The following is a 21997-nucleotide window of genomic DNA, read 5'->3' as shown; positions in this document are numbered from 1 at the left end:
TGTCACGCACTGTTATGTAATTAGATGACCAATCGGTCGTGCCAACACTGTTGCGCGCCTTAACCCGATAATCGTGTCTGCCCACAGGTAAAGCCTGCTCTAAACTTTCTGAAGGGCCTACGTAAATAGTTTCACCATTTCTTTCGACGGTATATTCTAGAATGGCTGGCTCGGAAATATATTTGAATGTGAAGGTATCACCGATATAGAGCGAGCCGCTATAGCTTATCGCTGGTTGGGTTGGTGCACCAATCACTGAAATTTCTTCACTCAGCGACCAGCCACTACACTCATTTAAATTGTTACAGTTTTTACCGCGATACTGGTAGGTTCCCTGAGGTAAATCCATGTCGGTATAAAGCGTACTCGTGCCGAAATAGATAGGAGTCCAGGTTCCGCTCGACGCTTTCCGTTCGACCAGGTAGTTTCGCTGAGTCCCCATATAATCCCAGCGAACTTCAGCTATCGAAGTGCCATCATGATCAACGACGCGAAAATTAGTGAGCGGAACAACCGGTCCACAACCCTGCGGCAAAAAGTCACAATCCTGGTCCCACGCATAAACAGTCGGTATTCCTGACAACGCACCAAAAAAGCTAACCGGACTCAATGAAACGAATACCAACAACCATAAATAATTTAATTTCCTTATCATTTTATTTCTCCCTGTGAATGACTTCATAACGACCACTGATGGCAGAACGGGCTGTGAAATTTCCCGTAAAAGACGATGATGACAATACCCCTCTAAAAACAGTTACTGCACCTGATAAACAATGCATGACTATGCGACCTTGCAACTCCATATTAATCCCCCGATTAAACCGACTACTCAATTTCAAAACATCTCGTTTCTTGTATATTTTTAAACTACAGGATTTGCCCGACAAACCACTATCAATATTCGGACATCCACTAACAAAATTCGGACATTCTTTATCAAACCCGCAAAGTACAAGGGCTCCAGAGACAAAAAATCCGCAACTCACTCTGACCGAAAACCAACTGCAATGATTTTTTCTTGGCGCAAGCGAGCCCAAAGCGTTTAAAAACGCCTTAATATTGAGTTAACTGAAATAGTTCGAGTGGAGCATTCAAGACTTCAATGCGCAGGTTGGCCAACAGCTCAACAATCAAGAGATTTTTTTCTAAGCAAAACTCGCCATAAAATCGAATTTTCATCGTAGAAAATTCAATCTCACTTTCATTCGATTGGTTGATTAAACTGGTCTTCTATCCCTGTCCCTTTTTTGGTCTACACCCCTGAACAATATTTCCTTTTTTCCTTCCAACGATTAAAGATTATTTCATTCTCGTTATTATGGTGAGTGCTTTAGGTTGGCACTTTGTTATTGATTTTCTTATTATTGTTGTTTTTTGAATTTGTCATTATTTTGAACTGACTGGTTATTAAATTGCTATAACCAAAAAAAGAATAACCAATGCCAGATTAAGTTGCAATGGCCGGATAAAAACAATATTTGGATAAACTCAATACACAAAATAGTTCAAATTGTTTTATTCCGACTGACCTGGTGAATTCGACTGTTAGTTCAAATTGACTGATTGCAAAACTTAAATATTCTTGCTTAGGTGATTCAAATAATATTTAAAAAACACCAGGGTGGCAAAGGCTAATTTTTGTGGAAAATTTATGTGTGTACTTTTCAAGCATATAAAAAAACAAAAGAATTTCGGTTAATTTTAAACCATGTTTTTTTACAAAAGATAATTTCTATTCCATTTACATATCGCTTTCCCTAACCAGTTTATTACCCGGCCATTACCGAAAGTTTTTAATTCATCAATAGCAGTTAATTCCCCGCACGAACCAAACCACCAAGACCTCTTTTTTCCATTGTTTTCAGCAAATGGTCGCGCACTTTGGCTTCCGTTTCAAAAGCTTCGATTTCCGCCACCAGCTGTTGCATTTCGCTTAATTCAAAACGAGAAATCGCGCGTTTTACTTTTGCGAGGCTACCAATATTCATACTAAGTTCGTTATAGCCCATACCAACCAACAATAGAGAAGCCAGCGGATCAGCCGCCATCTCGCCGCAAATCTGTAGCGGAATTTGCGCATGCTCACATTCATGGGCAATTTGTTTTAATACCCGTAAGATCGCAGGCTGAAAATGGCTGTACAAATTTTTTACGCGTAAGTTGTTGCGATCTACAGCCATCAGATATTGAATTAGATCATTAGTTCCAACCGAAATAAAATCGACTCTTTTGGCGAAGCTTTTCAGCTGAAACAAAGTTGCCGGTACTTCAAGTATCAAACCAACTTGCGGTTTTGTAACCCGTTTTCCAATCGCAGCCAATTCTTCCTCAACTTCGTCAAACGCTTGATTGATCAAACGATAACTTTCATTTAGCTCTTCCAGCGTCGTCACCATGGGAAGGGCTAATTTAAATCCTTCACACCCTTCACTGGCTTTAAAAATTGCGCGTAGCTGAACCAGGAAAATCTCTGGATGATCGAGAGTTACACGCACACCACGCCATCCTAAAAATGGATTCTCCTCTTCAATTGGAAAATAACTAAGCTGTTTATCGCCACCAATATCCAGCGTTCGAATGGTGACCGGTAGCCCTTCAAACTCTTGCAGAAGATCACGGTAAATACAGGCCTGAACATCTTCAGAAGGAAACTGGTCAAGCTGCATAAAAGGAATTTCAGTTCGATACAGGCCGATCCCGTCAGCACCGGTTTGCCTGGCTCTGGAAGAATCAGTACCTAAACTGCTGTTGATCATCAAATTGACTTTCATGCCGTCACGAGTGGCATTAGGTAAATGTTGATCCTGACTAAGTTCTTGTGCAAATTGACGCTCTTCGTCTAACAACACTTGGTATTGGTTCACCAAAGTCTGGTTTGGTGAGACAAACAACTGGCCGTTATAGCCATCAACAATCAATTGCTTGCTATCCATGCGGGTAATCGGACAAGCCTCCAACCCCATAATGGCGGGCACACCCAGCGCTTTAGCCAAAATAGCGGCATGTGAAGTGGAAGAACCTTTTAAAGAAACAATACCCACAATATCGTTAGCCGGTAAATCTGCAAGCATTGCCGCGGTAATATTTTCGGCAACCACAATAGTCCCCGGCTCAATCTTTTGCCGGCCATGGGGACTGCTGAGCAGTTGTGCTAAAACGCGATTGGCCAGATCTTCGATATCATTAGCTCTCTCACGCAAGTAGGGATCCTGCATGAGTTTAAATGCATTAAGATGTTTCTGGACGACCTTTCTCAGTGCCGTCGCTGCCCAGAATCCTTTGCGGATCACTTCTTCAACTTCAACAGCCAGTCCTTTAGAACCGAGAATTTGTTGATAGGCGTCAAACAGTGCCAACTCCTGCTCAGACACTCGCCCTTGCATTCGCCGGGACATTTTCTCTAGCTGGCGATGGGTCGCTTTTACCGCAGCGCCCAGTTTAGTCAACTCACCTTCAATGTCATCGGTTTGGCGATCGGGAATACTATGAATATTTTCTAATGGAAATAGCACTCGCGCCTTGCCGATAGCAACGCCGGCTGAAGCGGGCACACCACGGACAATTCGGGCAAAGTATTCATTGGGCGGCTGTTCAAACCATTCGTTGATTTCGCTACTGGATAGAATTGTTGATAGTTGCGCTGCCAGTGTGATTAAAAAGGTTTCTTCGTCTAATTCAAATTGGCGGGGTGCTTTTTGTTGAATAACCAGTACGCCAAGAACTTTCCGCTGATGAATAATTGGCACACCCAAAAAGGCATTAAACTCATCTTCTCGAATTTCTGGAATATGTCGATAGGCGGGGTGCTGGCTGGCTTGTTGCACGTGAATGGGCTCTTCACGTTGTCCGATCAACCCAACCAGTCCTTCGTTAAACCCGAGTTTCACCTGTCCCACAGACTCAGGATTTAGACCGCGGGTTGCCATTAAAACAAATTGATGGAGCTGGTAGTCTGCGATATAAACAGAGCAGACTTCAACATCAAGTGCACGGCAAATTTCTGCGACAATGACATCCAGCTTTTGCTGTTGTCCGTCTGCGAAACTGACCGCTTGAGTAACCTGGCGTAACTGCTCCAGCAATAGAGCCTCCTTAAATAAAATCTCAGAAGGCAAATAGGAAACACTAGCGACTAGTATAACCTTCAATAACGACTAGCTTTTGCGGTTAGATCGACGCCCTCTGTTTTTTCTTTGTCTTGCTTGATATTCCATCATGCACGGCATCAGTTCACTTAACGCTTGTCGATAAACTGACTGCTTAAATGAAATGACCTGGCGCAATGGATACCAGTAATTAACCCACATAAAGTGGTCAAACTCCGGATGTCCGGTTTCATCAAAATGTATTCGCGACTCGTGGCTGGTGAGCCGCAATAAATACCACTTCTGCTTTTGACCGACGCACAGTGGGTAGCTATCCTGGCGGATGTAACGATTAGGCAACCGGTATTTCAACCAGTTTTTAGTCGAACCTAGAATCTTAACGTCTTGCTTATCTAACCCAATCTCTTCCTTTGACTCTCTGAACAAAGCCTGTTCAGGAGATTCTCCCGCATCAACCCCGCCTTGCGGAAATTGCCAGGAATTTTGTCCTATGCGTCTGGTCCAGAGCAGATTGCCAAAATCGTTGCATACAATGATGCCGATATTGGCTCGAAATCCCTCTGAATCAATCACTTATCGATACCAATTAAAATCTATTATTAACTTATTCAAACACACAATTGAGTATTCAGCAAATTTCTTTGGTATATTTGCTGCATATCACAAATGAAGCATATTAAAGCCGATTAACTTTCTCTCTATGGAAATCATCGTTCCACCACCACAAACAGAAACTGAGTTGCTAGAGCGAACCAACCAGCTGGCTGGAAAATCTATCGGCGAAGTCGCCAGGCAAATGAATATTCCAGTACCGGAAAATCTGAAGCGCAAAAAAGGTTGGCAGGGGCAGTTCATAGAAACTTGCCTGGGCGCGGATAGTGGGAATTTGTCTCAACCGGATTTCAGCCACCTGGGCATCGAGCTAAAAACTTTACCCATCGATTATTCAGGCAAAGTGCTCGAATCAACTTATGTCTGCGTTTTAAACTTAACCGGCCAATCGCTTCTCCAATGGCATGACAGTCCAGTGTTTAAAAAGCTCAATAAAGTTTTGTGGGTCCCTGTTGCCAAAGCACCGGGACAGTCAGTGATTGACTACCGCATCGCTACCCCTTTTTTATGGCAGGCCCCGCCGCAAATTCTGGCCGTGTTACAACAAGACTGGGAAAACGCAGTTGAACTGGTCAGTCTGGGGAAAGTCGACCAGTTGAACGCGCGGCAGGGTGAATATTTGCAGGTTCGCCCCAAAGCAGCTGACTCCAAGGCACTTACTCATGCGGTAAACCGCGAAGGAAAAATGATCGAAACCCTGCCAAGAGGGTTTTACCTGAGGTCGAGTTTCACCCAGCAAATTTTGCAGCAAAATCTGAAACTATCGTAAATTTCTAATTCACATTGTTTTACCCCTCTCCGGCGGGAGAGGGCCAGGGAGAAGGGAAAGGTTTAAAACATATGCTCAGTACTGATCCTTAGCACGATCTTTCGGCAAAGGAACCATCGATGAAATCAGAAAACCCGCCACCAGTGAGATCCCGATAACAGCCACATCAAAAGCTATCTCCAGGCCACCAACAATATCTTTTTCTACCAATGCCAAAATACTCCGATAACCAACGGAACCAGGCACCAGGATAATAAATCCAGGCATCATAATCATCGCGCCGGGAATAGAAAAAACCCGCGAACCGAGTTTTGCTAACAATCCGACCGTAATTGCACCACTAAACGCACCGAGTGATGGCCCTAGCAATTGAGATGCGAAATGAACAGTGGTAAACGCCGATAACGCTGCCAGCAGAAACCAGACGACATCTTTTTTGCGTGCTTCAAATAGAGGAACAAGTGCAATAGCCGCCACTGCCGCAGCCAACCAGATACTCCAGAATGGCACCTGAGTCACGCTACTATCTTGCACACTGAAAGAGAACAACTTTCCAACTTCAACGCCTAGCGCACTGCCAAAGGCCAGTTGAATAAATACCGTCGCAGCCCCAGTCAATCGCGCAGTACCAGACACCATGTTTTGGGTCGCCAATTCTGCCATTGCTATGGTTAACGATAATCCCGGGAGCAATATGATCAGCCCGGAAATAACCACCACAGACACGGCGATATTCGGCAACAAGAAATGCTCGATAACAAAAGCCAACAAGGTCGCCAGAAAAGCACAGGTTGACGGCAAAAGGTGATCAAGCAATGGCCGAGTTCTTGAAGCTAGCGCAACCACACCAACCACAAGGCCGATAACCCCTGCCGCTGCAATTTCTAACATTCCACCGGAAAAAATCCGAGCGATTGCACCCGAAACAAAAGCGAACGCCAACACGGTGATCCACCAGGGATACTCAGGCTTGGCTTGAGAAACAGCTTTTAATTTAGCGGCACCATTATCACTTGACAGATTACCAGCGATGACCTGCTGCGCGATATCTGTCGTTTTGCGCAATTTTTCCAGGTTAACTTCGCCTGGTGCAACACGGATCAGGTAAGTTTGGGGCTCGCCCTGCGGCGGTAACAGCGTCATGCTAATTGAGGTTGGCAAAGACATGCACTGAATACCATAGCCAAGCGCTTCCGCACACCCGTTCATGGTATTTTCAAGCTCATATGCTGGCAATCCGTAAGTATGCAGTGCCTTGGACAATCGCAATAAAAACCCAACGGGTTCACGTCGGTCGGGCGCGTGAGGAACTTCGTCCAGCGAGCGATTTTCAGTAACCAAAATATCCGAAAGTTGCGACATTAATGTATTTTCAATTGTTGGGATGATTGGATGTTCCAGACTATACCACGAATCAAAATGCCTTTATTTACAATGACTTTTTGTTTAATTTGAGGTACTTTGCTTAGTCAGAAAACTACTTTGATAAAGTATAAGTCAATATTTTGTTTTTGCCCGTTAACCTGAACGCATTCAAAAAAGCTGCCGTTTGCCTGCTGATATTGCTGGGCTGTATTTTTGCAAGCCCGACGTTTGCCAGCCGCAACGCTATCAGCTTTTTACATATCGGCACCGAACAGGGACTCCCGCAGAGTACCGTCAACACCATCTATCAGGACAGCCAGGGGTTTATGTGGATAGGTACTTACGACGGATTAACTCGTTACGATGGGTATCGATTTGTTAATTTTAAAAATAACCCACAAGATCCCGGTTCGCTTTCCGATAATATCGTGGTTTCGATTATCGAAGATGATCAGGGTTACTTATGGATTGGTACAGCGCAAAACGGTGTTAATCGATTTAACCCGAAAAACGGCGAATTCACGCGATTTATTTCCAAAGAAGACGATTTTGATAGTTTGAGTAACCCTCAGGTCAGAGTGATCCATCAAGACAATGCTAATCGCATCTGGGTTGGCACCGACCAGGGACTCAATCTTTTTCTCCCTGAAAAACAAGCGTTCGCACATTTTCTCAATAATCCATTAGATAATCAGTCATTGCCCGACGGCGCAATCGTCGACATTGTTGATGACGGCAATGGCAATTTATGGATTGCCAGTGATGAGACGTTGGCGCACTTCGATATCGATCAGCAGGTTTTTACTTATTATCAGGGAGAAACCGCGCCCGAAAATATTAACGACCTTTATCTGGATACGGACAACAGCCTCTGGATTGGAACACTTTTCGACGGTCTTTATCACTTACGCCCGGACCAGAATGATTTTGAACAATACATGCACGACGAATCTGACCCCGAAAGTCTCGCCAATAATGATGTTCGTTCGATACTGAGGGTTGCCAGCGGCGATCTCTGGGTTGGGACTAATGAAGGCGGTTTAAACATTCGCCGCAAAGGCGCCAACAAGTTTCAGCGTTTTTCGCGTAACTCTGCAGACAACCACAGCCTCACCATTAACGACATCTGGTCAATGTATCAGGATCGTTCTGGATTAATCTGGGTGGGCACAGCCGGTGGTGGTATTAATATTACCATGTCCTTTGAAAACCGACTTTCTCGACTGACCCACGCGCCACATCAGTCTAATGGCTTATCCCATGAATTTGTCTGGGACATTGAAGAGGATAATAACGGATTGATCTGGATCGCGACTTTAAATGGTCTCGATCAATATGACCCGACCAATGATAAGTTTGTTCATTTCACTGAATTTTTTGACAGCAATAATCAACCTATCGGCAATCGGATCCAGGCATTCGCTTTTGATCATAAACGGCGTATCTGGTTTGGAAATCAGCAAGGGCAATTAGCAGTTTTTGACCCTAATACGAAACAGTCTCAGCTTATTCAACGCAAGGATTTTCGAAAAGGTTATGTCAGTAGCAATCGTATTCGCATGGTCGAAAGCGACCGCTTCGGCAACATCTGGGTAGGTACTGACGACGGCTTGTTAAAAATTGATTCTGAAACGCTCAACATTGCTAACGACTATAACTTTGTTGAGCAGGGCCAGCTAGGTAACACCATTGTTCGTACCATGTTGCAGGATGAAGATGGCATTATCTGGTTTGGGACATGGAACAAAGGTCTCCAGCGTTATGATCCGGAATTTGGCACCTTGCTCGCGTTTGAAAACAAACCGGGTGATGAAACTTCAATCAGTGATAATAGTGTGCGAAGTCTTTATAAAGATAATTCAGGAAATTTGTGGGTAGGGACTTTTAACGGATTGAATCTATTATCAGCCGAGCAAATTCAAAACAAAGACTTTCAATTCAAAAGTTATCTTGAAAAAGATGGTTTACCTAACAGCGCCATACATGGAATTGTCGCCGCTGCGAACGGAAATTTGTGGCTGGGTACTAACCGGGGACTATCAGAACTTGACCCTAATACCGGGCGATTTACCAACTACACTATTGAAGATGGACTGACGACCAATGAATTTACCGGGAATGCCGTGACGCGCTCTTTGTCCGACGAAATTTATTTCGGCAGCGTTAATGGCGTGACCATTGTTAACCCGATAACGCGAACTCGCAATAACTTTCAGCCACAGGTAAAAATAACTGGCATAAACGTCCAGGGAAAACCCTTTTTACCGCACGGTGTACCTTACCAGCAACAACCCATTGAACTTCAATATAACGAAAACGATTTATTTTTTGAGTTTGCTTCTCTCGATTTTCGTCACCCGGAAAGAAACCGATTTCGCTATCGTTTAATTCCCTATAATGATCAATGGACAGAATCAGGATTGAATAACCAGGCTGTATTTACCAACCTTGATCCCAATCGATATACATTTGAATTAAAAGCAACTAACAGTGATGGAAACTGGGTAGATGAAGTGGTTAAAGTGACCTTCACGATTAAGCCGCCCATGTGGCAAACCTGGTGGGCCTACTTTTTATATTTTGCATTAGTGATTGCGCTATTGGCTTACTACCTCAACAAGCATGAACGCTCACTACAAGAACAAAAAGCGATTAATGAGCATTTACGTCGCGTGGATCAACTAAAGGATGAATTTCTGGCCAATACTTCGCACGAACTGCGCACTCCACTTAATGGTATTATCGGCATCGCAGAATCTCTTAAGGAAGGAATAGCAGGTCTGCAAAATCAGAAAACGCTTAACCATTTACAACTAATTATTGATGGCGGTAAGCGACTAGCTCAACTCGTTAATGATATTCTGGACTTTAAAAAACTGTCTCATCATAACCTGGTATTGCAACGAAAAGCCGTCGATCTCTCCTCAATTGTTAATGTAGTGGTGAGTTTATTAAGACCGCTGGCGTTAGAAAAGTCATTACAAATAGTTAACTCGATTCCAGCAGAGTTACCGTTAATTTATGCCGACGAAAACCGTATTCAACAGGTGCTACATAATTTGATTGGTAATGCGATCAAATACACCAACAAGGGTTTAATAGAAATCAGTGCAAATAGTAAAAATAATTTTGTCGAAGTTTGCGTTAGCGATACAGGAATGGGGATTGACAACTCGCAGCTAGAAGTCATTTTTGAACCATTTGAACAAGCCTCCTTGCCGGAAACCATCAGTCACCGCGGAACCGGTCTTGGCCTATCGGTCAGCCACCAATTAATTGAAGAGCACGGTGGAAATTTATGGGCAGTTTCTAAGCTGGACGAAGGCTCGCAATTTTACTTTGAAATTCCAATGTGGTTGGAGAATATCCACGAAGTTGAAGTGGTGGAAAGTATCACACACGAAAAACCTGCTAGAGTGATTTCAACAACGAATAAATCTAAAACTATTAAAAAGAGGAAAAAAAATAATAACCTGGACAAAGGTAAGGTTCTTATCGCCGACGATGATCCAATCAATCTTCAAGTACTTTCAGATTTATTGCAAATGAACGGCTACCAGGTTGTCAGCGCAGAAGACGGATTAAAAGCTGTTGAATTAGGCGAACAGGAAAAATTTGATTTAGCCATTATTGACATCATGATGCCAGGATTATCTGGCTATGATGTGTGCAAAAGATTACGGAAAAAATATACAGCGATCGAGTTGCCGATACTGCTACTTTCGGCGCGAAATCAACCTGGCGATATCAGCGCAGGCTTCGAGGCCGGTGCCAATGATTATGTTACTAAACCTATTGAGCGTGAAGTTTTGTTAAGCCGTATTCATACCATGAGTTTGCTAAGAGGCCTGGTTGACGCTAAACAGCAGCAAGAACATACTGCTACATTGCAACAAGCGTGTGAGCGCATGGGAAAATATTTTCCAAAACAAATGGTTAAACAAATCATTACTAATGACACTCAGAATCCATTGGTGGCGATGCGAAAACAGATCACCGTTTTATTCGCAGATCTGGCTGGTTTTACTTCGATCTCTGATCGTTTTGAGCCCGAATCCATCACCGATATTCTCAATAGTTTTCTTGGGAAAATGGGCCAGTTAATCGAAAACAAAAATGGCGTGCTTAATGAAATTTTGGGAGACGGCCTGGTGGTCTTTTTTGGCGCCCTGGATAATATGGACAAACAATTGCAAGCAAAATCCGCAGCAAAATTAGCACTTGAAATGCAGCAAGCAATGACCGAACTTTCAGAGCAGTGGTTGGAAGCGGGCTTTGATCATAATGTCAAATTGCGCATTGGCATTCATCAAGATTTTGCCACTGTCGGAAACTTTGGTTCTGAGGATATTGTCGCCTTTAGAGCTGTGGGCAGCGGAATTAATCTGGCCTCTCGTTTAGAAAATTATTCTCCATCAGGGAAAATAACAGTTAGTTATCCTATTTACGCCCAATGCCGTAACGAGTTTGATTTTACTGAGTTAGAAGAAATTCAATTTAAAGGATTTAATCATCCCCACCGGGTTTGTCAGTTGGTGGGGGAGTCGTCTGATTGATTTGCCATCAACCTACCTACTTAAAGTTAACTACGTCTTTATCTATTTTTCTGTTTTAAATATTCAGAAGGATTAACACCAAAACAGGCTTTGAAGCACGAGCCAAAATAGCTGGCAGAAGAAAAGCCAACCTCAAATGCAGTTTGCGAAACTTGCATACCACTTTCCAGTAACTCGGCGGCTTTGCGCATACGGTAGTTTCTTACATAATCCGGAATACTTTGGTTCAACAGAGCTTTCACTTTTCTCTGTAATTGTTTTTCACTCATAAATAAAAGACCACTTAATATTGACACGGTCAATTTATCGTTCGAATAACGACTTTCCACTGCATCCTCTAGTGATTTGATAAACTCTTGATCACGGAGGCTAATTCCTTCCAGCGAAACCCGTTCATCATGATTCACATTATTTAGCTGTGAATTAACGCGAGAGCTTAATAGCCGACGAATATTGAGAAGGTTTTGACATCTAACTAGTAATTCATGTTGATCAAATGGCTTAGTGATAAATTCATCTATTTCTGTTTTCCATGCCGTTAATCGACTGCCGATATCTCCTTTAGCGGTGAGTAATATTATTGGAATATGTGAAGTTTTAGTGTCGTTTCTGAGCGCCTTGGCGACATCAAATCCTGACTTACCAGGCATCATTAAGTCAGTAATAACCAGATCGGGAATTGTATTAATTGCTTTTTCGATCCCCTCACTACCATTTTTTGCCAACTCGCAATCATAGTTGCTATTCAATAAATTATTTAACATGGCACGCATTTCAGGGTGATCTTCAACAATTAATACTTTAGGTTTATTTTCTGCCAGGGTCTCTTCTTGGCTACTAACTTCAATGGTAGATTGACTATTTCTTATTGCATCGACTTCTTGCGTTGAAATAATGCTGTCTAAATCGATCTCCGTGTTTATTTCACTAGAGTGTAGATGTTCCTTGTTTTCAGCTTTCGGCCACTCAATGCTAAAACAGGACCCCTGATCTATTTCGCTTTTTATAGATATTTTTCCTTGGTAGCGTTCAACCAGTTCTTTAACCAGAGCAAGACCAATGCCTGCTCCAGGGATATCAGTTTCATTTTGTTCTAATCTGACAAATCGCTCAAAAATTCTTTCTTGCTCTGATGACGGAATTCCTATTCCTGTATCAGAAATTGAAAAGAAGACTTTGTCTTTATTAGTTTCAAGCTTTATCGAAATAGTTCCATTAGGAGAATTATATTTGATGGCATTCGACACTAAATTAACGATTACTTTTTCCGCCGCATCATAGTTAACTTGTACGTAAGCAGAATCGCTAACATTGATTTTTATATTAAGTTTTCTCTCCTCAGCAAGAGATTGCATATTAACGGCAATTTTTTTTACAAGTTCTGAAAGATTTATTATTTCGAAATCGCTTTTTTGGTCGCTGTCAATTCTCGCAATGTCTAATAGTTGATCGACCATTCTTAGCAAACGTTTGGCATTATTTATGACCGGCATGAAGTCAACCTTATAATCTTTGTGCTTTTGTATAAACGAATTGACCGGTCCAATAATTAGCGTTAAAGGCGTTCTAAACTCGTGAGAGACATTGGCAAACATTTCATTTTTTCTTTCAAGTAAGTTTTTTATCGTCTCTTTTTGAATTTCAATTTGCTCAGTTCTTTGTTTGACTTGTTGCTCTAATTCCTTTGCCTTACGCGTAAGTACACGTAAACGATACTGGTATATTGAATATAGAATAAAGCCAATCGCAATAAAATAGAAACTATAAGCCAACCATGTTCTCCACGGAGGTGGAGTGATTGTTAAAGTAAGCTCTCTGACTGGCCCCCATTGTTCACTATCTTCTATGCGTGCCTGAACCTTTAAAGTATATACACCGTCAAATAAACTGGGATAGCTTGCAAAGTTTTGTTGGTAATTAGCATACAACCAATCTTCATCATAGCCATCTAATTTGTATCGGTACTTAACCTTGTGTGGCACCGAGAAATTTGATGAAAAGAAATCAAATTTGATTGTACTTTTTGAGTATTTTATCTCTAAATTTTCGACATAAGGTATTTGAAAGTTAGTATTAACTAAAGGATGGTTTCTTAGATCAACCTTATTATTATTCAGGTAAAAATCGCTGAAATTAACTTTTACATGCTCTTCCGGATGCTCGAATTTATCAAAACTCAACTTTAACGATTTTTGCAAATATGGGAAAAAGCCTACGTTATTTTCGATATATGGTTTCGAGTAATAAGAAGCAGTAGAGATATCTTCGAATCTGCTAAGATCCACTATTGAGTGTTTTTCGCTTTCCTTATTAAATATATAGAAGAGTCCTTCCGACTCAATCCATAAATCTGTATCAGTCTCTACCGTTCGTCCAACATATACATCTACATCGTGCACATGTTTTACGTTTTTTGATAACATGTCGACTGAAAACACTCCAGCCTGCGCACCAACCCATAAATAACGACCTAAACCTTGACTTATAGTATTACATCGAAGTGTAACTTGATTTCTATTCGTTAAAGTGACTTTTTGTAAATTCGCGCCATTTAGATCGGAATAGAATAATTCGCCATCCATAGCACAGCCCCATACTTGGCTATCAAAATTTCTAAGGTAGAAAGGAGAGATTTTCGATTTTAAGCCACGTTTTTTCCAAAAAATCTTCGCTATTTTTTTGTTAAAATGTTGATAACGAATAACCCCTTTTGAAGTTACGACCCATAAGTAACCATTATCTCCACCAATCAAAGAAACATTATTGATATTTAAGTTGCTCAGCGTTTTGTTAAGCGCAGTTGCTTCTATATTTCGTTTACTAGAGCTATCATAAAAGTATACATTAACTCTCCCTTGAAAACGCTTAGTGTAATAAATACCAATTCCATTTAAAATTCCGGAACTCTGAATTTCATGCTCTAATAGCTTTTCACCCAATAAAGTTTCTCTATCGAAATGCCAAAAACCATTTGAGGACATGAAAAGGTTATTATGAATTTTATCCATGGACATCAGTAGTCCCTTACTTGTAGTAGCCGTAAAGAACTCATATACATCTAAATTCTTACTTAACTTAACTAGGCCCCCATCCGTCCCAAACCAGATAATACCTTCTTGATCTTGGTGTGCTTGATAGAAATCATCATTCTTAAAAGAAGACTGAAAAGCGTTGCTAGACAGAATTTCTCTTGCAGAAAATTTTCCGATGTTAATGACGCAAATATTAATGCTATCGCCACTAAAACTCAGCCAGATTCGATTAGCATCATCAAAAAACATTTTTTTAATCGGCTGCCTACAAAGCTCCTTTTCTTTCCAATCGAGTAAGGTGATGTCGTTATTTTTTTTCGAGTTAAATTTATAGATATTTTTTGATGTCGCAACCCATAGATATCCATCATTACTTTTTTCAATATCTACAACTTGAAAATTATTAGTATCCCTTAAAAAAGCAGGTAAATGTCTTTTATAACTATTATTGTGATCTAGTTCGACAATACCATTATTTGTTCCAATCCATAGTTTTTTTCCTTCCTGAACAATATCTGACACAGAATCAATTGTCGATTTCTTATTATTGCTAACAAGAGGGAATTCCTCAAACTGATTTATTTTTCGATTTAACTTTTGTAAATTTGTTGTGGTGCCAACCCAAATATCGTTGGAACTGTCAACAAAAACTTTCGTAACTTTTCCTTCATCTAAGAGTTCTCCGTGCTTATTTTTTAGATTGTATAATTTCGTACTGCTAGTTCTAGTATTATATCTAACAATAGTCCTCGGATAGATGCTCAACCAGATATTTTTCTCAAGATCTCCAGTAACATGATGTACCCAATATTTGGAAGCCATAATATCTTGTATATTTACTAGAGAAAATCGAACTCCGTCATAACGATAAAGTCCATAAACAGTACCAACCCACAAAAAACCGTCTGAACTTCGATAAATGTCGAAAACAGAATTACTACCAAGGCCATTCTTCTTTGTGAATGTCTCAAAAATCTTCGTTTGAAAAACTCTATCTGATTTTGGATAAGAGTGAATACTAATAAAAAAGAGAGGGATAACTAAAAAGCTTATTATTGGTTTTAACTTCATATTGAAACGACAAGCCTAAACCGAAAAATTAGCGTTATTTGTAATTTCATTAGATAATTGAATCGCCTTTCTACACAATCTTAACTATTGTGAACAAACACACGTAACATTTCGACCCCATGCTGAGACAGCACAGACTCAGGATGAAATTGAACCCCCTCAATCGGAAATTCTCGATGCTTAATTCCCATAATATATTCAATATCATTTTGCCTATCATCCTGATTTTCATCGGAATTAAAATTCGTCCAGGCAGTCACTTGCAAACAATCGGGCAATGATTCTTTTTCCAATACCAAAGAATGATATCGAGTAGCTGTAAACCCTTGTGGTAATCCTGTAAAAATCCCTTGGTTAACGTGATAAATTTTCGACGTTTTACCATGAACTACAGTTTCAGCTTTAACAACTTTTCCACCGAAGCATTGCCCAATCACCTGGTGGCCAAGACAGATACCCAAAATTGGAATAACGCCTTTGAAATGATTCACGATATCCAATGACAACCCCGCTTTATCAGGATCACAGGGCCCCGGCGAAATCACAATATGGGAGGGCGCTAATCGCTCAATATCTGCTAGCGTTAACTGATCATTACGCTTAACAACCACTTCGCTTTTTTGTTGTTGCTCTTCATCGTCGTTTATCTCAGCAGTAATTTGCTGCAGATAATGAACAAGATTAAAAGTGAAGGAGTCATAGTTGTCGATCATTAAAATACGACCGACATTTTTACTTGCTGTCACGATAATTAAGCGCCGACAGCTTTAGTAATATTTTGTCGCATTGACTCTATCGTTGCTTGATAATCTTCGGCATTAAAAATAGCTGACCCAGCAACGAAAGCATCGGCACCGGCGGCAGCAATTTCACCGATATTATCAACCTTAACACCGCCATCAACCTCCAGGCGTATATCATAACCACTGTTATCAATTAAGCTTCTGACCTGTTTAAGCTTATTAAGTGTTTGTGGAATAAACGACTGACCACCAAAACCGGGGTTAACCGACATCAACAAGATGACATCTAACTTGTCCATTACATGCTCCAGATAATGTATCGGCGTCGCAGGATTAAAAACTAAACCAGCCTGACAGCCAGAATCACGGATCAGTTGCAGGCTTCTATCAATGTGTTCACTGGCCTCAGGATGAAAAGTGATAATACTCGCACCAGCTTCAGCAAAGTCCGGAATAATCCTATCAACTGGCTTTACCATCAAATGCACATCAATCGGTGCTTCAATGCCATGATTTCTCAATGCTTTACAAACCATCGGACCAATGGTCAAATTAGGAACGTAGTGGTTGTCCATCACATCAAAATGAACCCAGTCAGCTCCAGCGGCGATAACAGCTTCAACTTCTTCCCCTAGACGGGCAAAATCAGCGGACAAAATAGAGGGCGCAATAATTGGCTTTCGCATGTAAAAATTCTCAGTAGCGATCTAAAGTGTATTCATTTTATAAGATTGAATGTATCGTTGCACTGAAATTTCATCCTGATTGATTGACCTACAGGTCACACTCTGACTGAGTTGTTGCGTCATTCTGCTGATTAAAGGGTAACTATCAGGTATAGTATCCGCTCAATTAATACCCGCATTTACTAATATCAGCCAAAGATGAACCGAACTTTCATTCAATTAACCATCGCTTACCTGCTTCTTGCGCTCTCATACAGCCAAACAGGTCGTGCTGCGGTTTTAGTCAAAGATAAAATGTGGCCTCAGAACATGGTACTGAATGTGGTGTTTCTTGACGGATCAGCCCAACAAATCGATCTGGTCAAAAACATTGCGCCGCTTTGGGTAGAGAATACCAGTCTGAAGTTGCGCTTTATTAGCAAAATAGACTCTAAATCCATCGACACTCACATCCGAATTAGTTTTAGCTCTCATACCGGCTCGATGTTAGGTGACCATGGAGACTACGCTGGAACAACCCCAACATTATTACTCAACCGGCTAAGTCAGGAACAACTGGCACCTGAACTGGCAAAACGGTATGTTCTTCATGAATTTGGTCACGCACTGGGATTTGAACACGAATACCGTAATCCTACCTGGCCCTTCGGCAACGCTCCCATTCAAAAACATATCGAAAATTGCATTCCTCGAATGAAGCAACTCGGCTATCTGGGGCAAAAAGCAACAATCAAGTGCAGAGAAATCAATCAGCCGCTACCAAGTCAGAAAATTAACGCCACTATCTATGACCAACACTCGATAATGAACTATCCTCAAGTAGTCGTCCTGGAAGATAACACCGAAAAACTGATTCTTGCGAAAAGCGAACTATCAGCACTGGATAAACTGGCGATGGAAAGGTGGTACGGCCTGCAGCAGTAACGAATAATTCAGCAGTGTGAAACATTTTGCCACTTCATCAGTCTTTGAGAACAATCTAATTAAATGGTCGGAGATTTTTATTTTGATGAAGCTAGTCGAAAATTATTATAAGTTACACAATGCAATCTTTAACAAAACAGACTTAATTTCTGGGCTTGGCCCCTTAGCACTCAGATTATTCCTATTCCCCGTATTTTGGGTTGCCGGCACCAATAAACTGAATGGATTTGAAGATGTCGTTGCATGGTTTGGAAATTCAGATTGGGGATTAGGCTTACCTTTTCCTGAGGTGATGGCAGGTCTGGCAGCAGGCACGGAAACAATAGGCGCCATTTTATTATTAATTGGACTTGCTACACGCTGGATCGCTATTCCCTTAATGGTAACCATGTTAGTCGCTATTTTTGCTGTCCACTGGGAGAACGGCTGGCAGGCTATACATGATTTGAATAGTTGGGGAGCAACAGAAAACACTGAAGTCGCTGTTGAAAGGTTATCTCGCGCAAAGAGTATTTTACAAGAACACGGTAATTATGACTGGCTAACCGAAAAAGGGAGTATCGCTAGCCTAAATAACGGAATTGAGTTTGGAGTCACTTATTTTGTCATGCTACTTGCCCTGTTTTTCAGCGGCGGCGGTAAGCTATTTAGCGTTGACTACTTTCTGGATAAGCATTTCAACAAAAGCTAACTTTTCAATTGAAAACTCTAAGACTAAAAATCGGGTTAATTGGTAATTAACTCGATTTTTAGTAACTGGTGCGACAAAAACGGCTTAGAAGTACAAAAAACTGAAAAAAGACAAGCCCATTAATGATAATCATTATCACTTATTTTATAATCACTAAAATTATGCTGAGGCAGTCGAATTTTTTAATACAATTCAGTTATTGAGCTATAGACCTGAGGCGATTAAAAAGTTAGGATCCGCCTGCAAAACAAGGGCTGTCAACACACATTTTTAAAAATGGACCGTTACCGAACCAAACAACCAGAATTGTTAACTAAATATTGTTATAACGATGTCTTAAATTCCCTATTTCACCCTTTGGAAACCAATGATTATCCCAATTAAAACAGCGAATGGTTAATTAAAATACAGTTTTATTAAGCGTTTTGGCCAATGCTATCTAAAATAATACAATCAACGCGCTTAACTTAACGATTAAAAATGCGATTTCGAACCGATTTTAAGACGGATTCATAAGACAGACTTTAAGCTAACCTGGAACACTAGAGAACAACAATGCAGGAAAAATATATCGACCGAATGCGAAGTAGTAGCAGCCTTTCCGGTGGCAGTGCTTCTTACGTAGAAGAGCTCTATGAGCAATATCTGGATTCAGAAGAATCGGTGTCGGAAGAGTGGAGAGCTTACTTTAAATCCATTGCCAGTGAACTTCCTGCAGGTCAAAAAGACATTTCACACGCACAAGTCAAAGAACAATTTTCCCAACTCAGTAACCGACGCAAAATTAGCGGCACTGTTTCTATCGAACATGAAACGAAACAAGTTGCTGTTTTAGAATTGATAGAAGCTTATCGCGTCAGGGGACATCAAGTCGCCAGCCTGGACCCGCTAGGACTCATGGAAAGGAAGCCGGTGGTTGATTTAGCACTCGGCTATCATGGCTTATCAGAGCTTGACCTAAACACTAAATTTCAAACCAAAACACTTTATTTCGGCGAAGAGCAAGCCACGCTGAAAAATATTATCGACGCACTGAAAAAGACATACTGTACCTCGGTTGGTGCTGAGTTTATGCACATTGTTAACAGTGAAGAGAAAAAGTGGTTTCAAGAAAGGTTAGAGTCGGTTCAGTCTCACCCCAAATATGACCAACAGACCAAACTTAAGTTGTTGGATCGGTTAATTGCCGCCGAAGGCCTGGAAAAATACCTTGGCGCTAAATACCCCGGAACGAAACGCTTCGGACTTGAAGGTGGAGAAAGTTTAATTCCCATCGTCGACGAGCTGATACAAAAAGCCGGAAGTTACAACACCAAAGAAGTTGTCATCGGCATGGCACACCGCGGCAGATTGAATGTTCTGATTAATACACTAGGCAAAAAAGCTTCTGAGCTAATTGATGAATTCGAAGGAACTGCCGAATATGAAATGGGTTCGGGCGATGTAAAATATCATCAAGGATTTTCGTCCAATGTTATGACACCAGGTGGAGAAATTCATTTAGCCCTGGCATTTAACCCCAGTCACCTGGAAATTGTTTCGCCGGTTGTTCAAGGCTCTGCACGAGCCAGACAGGACAAACGCAGAGATTTGTCCGGTGATACCGTAGTTCCAATCAACATTCATGGAGACGCGGCCTTTTCCGGCCAGGGTGTGGTGATGGAAACCCTGCAAATGTCTCAGACTCGCGCCTATAAAACCGGCGGTACCGTCCATATCATTATTAATAATCAGGTCGGTTTTACAACCAGTAAAAAAGAAGATGCGCGCTCAACTGAATACTGCACCGACGTTGCTAAAGTTGTCGAAGCGCCAATTCTTCATGTTAATGGTGACGATCCAGAAGCGGTTCTTTTTGTTAGCCAGCTTGCCATCGACTATCGTTTCCGTTTCAAAAAAGACATTGTCATTGACCTGGTTTGCTACCGGCGCCGCGGTCACAATGAAGCTGATGAGCCCTTTGGCACTCAGCCATTGATGTATAGCATTATTCGAAAATTACCGTCTGTTTTGTCCCAATACAGTAAAAGCCTGGTGGAGCATAATCAGATAACTAACCAACAAATCAACCAGATGGCTGATGAATATCGTGCCAACCTGGAAAAAGGCAATAGCGTCGTTAAAGGCCTGGTTGAGGATCCTGACAAAGCCCTGTTTTTCGATTGGACACCTTATCTGGGCCATGACTGGGATACACCCGCTGATACAACTTATGATCAACAAGCCTTAGTAGAATTAGCCGGTGAGTTTTGTGAAGTACCGGAAGGATTTGCATTACAACGCCAGGTTCAAAAAGTCATTGAAGATCGAAAACTGATGGCGAGTGGCGAACTTCCCGTAAATTGGGGATTTGCCGAAACACTCGCATACGGCAGTATTTTGAAGGGTGGCAATTCTGTAAGAATCACCGGGCAAGATGTTGGTCGAGGAACTTTCTCTCATCGTCATGCCGTATTGCACCACCAGAAAACCGGTGAATCTTACGTTCCATTACAAAACCTGCAAAATGTTGAGAAGCGATTCACCATCTACGATTCATTCTTGTCTGAATTAGCGGTACTCGGATTTGAATATGGTTATGCAACAACTAACCCGATGACCATGGTTATCTGGGAAGCCCAGTTTGGTGATTTTGCCAATGGCGCGCAAATGATTATCGACCAATTTATAACCAGTGGTGAACATAAATGGGGCCGGTTATGTGGATTAACCATGTTGCTACCCCATGGTTATGAAGGGCAGGGACCAGAGCATTCATCCGCAAGACTTGAACGCTTTTTACAGCTTTGCGCCGAACATAACATTCAGGTTTGCGTTCCAACGACGCCGGCACAAATTTTCCACTTATTACGCCGTCAGGTTATTCGCCCGATGAGAAGACCATTGGTCATCATGTCGCCCAAAAGTCTATTGCGCCACAAAGAAGCAGTTTCCACTATGGAAGAGCTTGCTAACGGTAGCTTTAAAAACGTATTACCTGAAACTGACGATATTTCTCCAGAAAAAGTCACCAGGCTAGTAATGTGTAGTGGGCGAGTTTATTACGATTTACTTGAGAGACGTCGCCAGATTAACGCTGAGCATATCGCGATTGTAAGAATAGAGCAGCTTTATCCATTCCCTGAAGAAGAATTAAAAGCAGCAATTTCTGAGTATAAGAACCTTGATAAAGCGATATGGTGTCAGGAAGAGCCCAAAAATCAAGGTGCCTGGTATAGCTCTCATCACCATCTAAAAGATGTAGTTCATGCCCATAACGAAAACTTGCTAGTTGAATTTGCCGGAAGAGAAGCCTCAGCCGCACCGGCAGCGGGTTATATGGCATTACATTTAAAACAGTTGGAAGAGTTTATTACACAGGCGATAGGTCAAAAGTAAGACCCCAAATTAATTGAGTGCTCCAGAGATGTGGGCATTAATAAAAAATCAGTATTGAACG

General features: G+C 41.5%; 13 protein-coding genes. 5 read left to right on the top strand and 8 right to left on the bottom strand.

What is annotated here, in order from left to right:
* The 4 genes from FLL46_RS09115 to rppH all read right to left on the bottom strand — a co-directional run.
* Positions 1–655 (bottom strand): hypothetical protein (locus FLL46_RS09115; RefSeq protein WP_142893172.1); only part of this gene is annotated, 655 nt, incomplete at its 3' end.
* A gap of 1 nt (position 656) precedes the next feature.
* Positions 657–989, bottom strand: a complete 333-nt coding sequence (locus FLL46_RS09110; protein WP_142893171.1) for a hypothetical protein — start codon at positions 987–989, stop codon at positions 657–659.
* 825 nt (positions 990–1814) lie between these two features.
* On the bottom strand, positions 1815–4085 hold the full coding sequence (gene ptsP, locus FLL46_RS09105) for a phosphoenolpyruvate--protein phosphotransferase (protein ID WP_168204102.1): 2271 nt from the start codon (positions 4083–4085) through the stop codon (positions 1815–1817).
* Positions 4086–4157: 72 nt separating this feature from the next.
* Entirely contained in the window at positions 4158–4682 is a 525-nt protein-coding gene (gene rppH, locus FLL46_RS09100; RefSeq protein WP_142893169.1) for an RNA pyrophosphohydrolase, read from the bottom strand.
* 127 nt (positions 4683–4809) lie between these two features.
* On the opposite strand from rppH, the gene mutH reads away from it, so the two are divergent.
* On the top strand, positions 4810–5490 hold the full coding sequence (gene mutH, locus FLL46_RS09095; RefSeq protein ID WP_168204101.1) for a DNA mismatch repair endonuclease MutH: 681 nt from the start codon (positions 4810–4812) through the stop codon (positions 5488–5490).
* Positions 5491–5565: 75 nt separating this feature from the next.
* Here mutH and FLL46_RS09090 read toward each other — a convergent pair whose 3' ends face one another.
* Positions 5566–6852 (bottom strand): threonine/serine exporter family protein, encoded by a 1287-nt coding sequence (locus FLL46_RS09090; RefSeq protein ID WP_142893168.1) that lies wholly within the window; start codon positions 6850–6852, stop codon positions 5566–5568.
* A 143-nt stretch (positions 6853–6995) separates the two neighbouring features.
* Here FLL46_RS09090 and FLL46_RS09085 point away from each other — a divergent pair, with 143 nt between their 5' ends.
* Positions 6996–11411 carry a two-component regulator propeller domain-containing protein gene (locus tag FLL46_RS09085; RefSeq protein WP_142893167.1) on the top strand — a complete coding sequence of 1472 codons (4416 nt, stop codon included), beginning with the start codon at positions 6996–6998 and terminating at the stop codon, positions 11409–11411.
* 38 nt (positions 11412–11449) lie between these two features.
* On the opposite strand, the gene FLL46_RS09080 is transcribed toward FLL46_RS09085, so the two are convergent.
* The 3 genes from FLL46_RS09080 to rpe form a co-directional block, all read right to left on the bottom strand.
* The gene (locus FLL46_RS09080; protein ID WP_142893166.1) at positions 11450–15514 is read right to left on the bottom strand and encodes a hybrid sensor histidine kinase/response regulator transcription factor; all 4065 of its coding nucleotides are present in this window, start codon (positions 15512–15514) and stop codon (positions 11450–11452) included.
* 80 nt (positions 15515–15594) lie between these two features.
* Positions 15595–16227, bottom strand: a complete 633-nt coding sequence (locus FLL46_RS09075) for an anthranilate synthase component II (protein WP_142893206.1) — start codon at positions 16225–16227, stop codon at positions 15595–15597.
* Positions 16228–16265: 38 nt separating this feature from the next.
* A complete protein-coding gene (gene rpe, locus FLL46_RS09070; RefSeq protein WP_142893165.1) occupies positions 16266–16943 on the bottom strand; it encodes a ribulose-phosphate 3-epimerase in 678 nt (225 codons plus the stop codon).
* Positions 16944–17141: 198 nt separating this feature from the next.
* On the opposite strand from rpe, the gene FLL46_RS09065 reads away from it, so the two are divergent.
* The 3 genes from FLL46_RS09065 (at position 17142) to FLL46_RS09055 (ending at position 21936) form a co-directional block, all read left to right on the top strand.
* The gene (locus FLL46_RS09065) at positions 17142–17867 is read left to right on the top strand and encodes a zinc metalloprotease (RefSeq protein WP_142893164.1); all 726 of its coding nucleotides are present in this window, start codon (positions 17142–17144) and stop codon (positions 17865–17867) included.
* Between the two features lie 85 nt (positions 17868–17952).
* Positions 17953–18558 (top strand): HvfX family Cu-binding RiPP maturation protein, encoded by a 606-nt coding sequence (locus FLL46_RS09060; RefSeq protein WP_142893163.1) that lies wholly within the window; start codon positions 17953–17955, stop codon positions 18556–18558.
* 555 nt (positions 18559–19113) lie between these two features.
* Complete coding sequence (locus FLL46_RS09055; RefSeq protein ID WP_142893162.1) at positions 19114–21936, top strand: 2-oxoglutarate dehydrogenase E1 component; 2823 nt, start codon at positions 19114–19116, stop codon at positions 21934–21936.
* Positions 21937–21997 lie beyond the last annotated feature (61 nt).

Origin of the sequence: Aliikangiella coralliicola (assembly GCF_007004725.1) — a bacterium.
GTDB classification, from domain to species: Bacteria; Pseudomonadota; Gammaproteobacteria; order Enterobacterales; family Kangiellaceae; genus Aliikangiella; species Aliikangiella coralliicola.
This window is presented reverse-complemented; position numbering and strand designations above follow the sequence as displayed.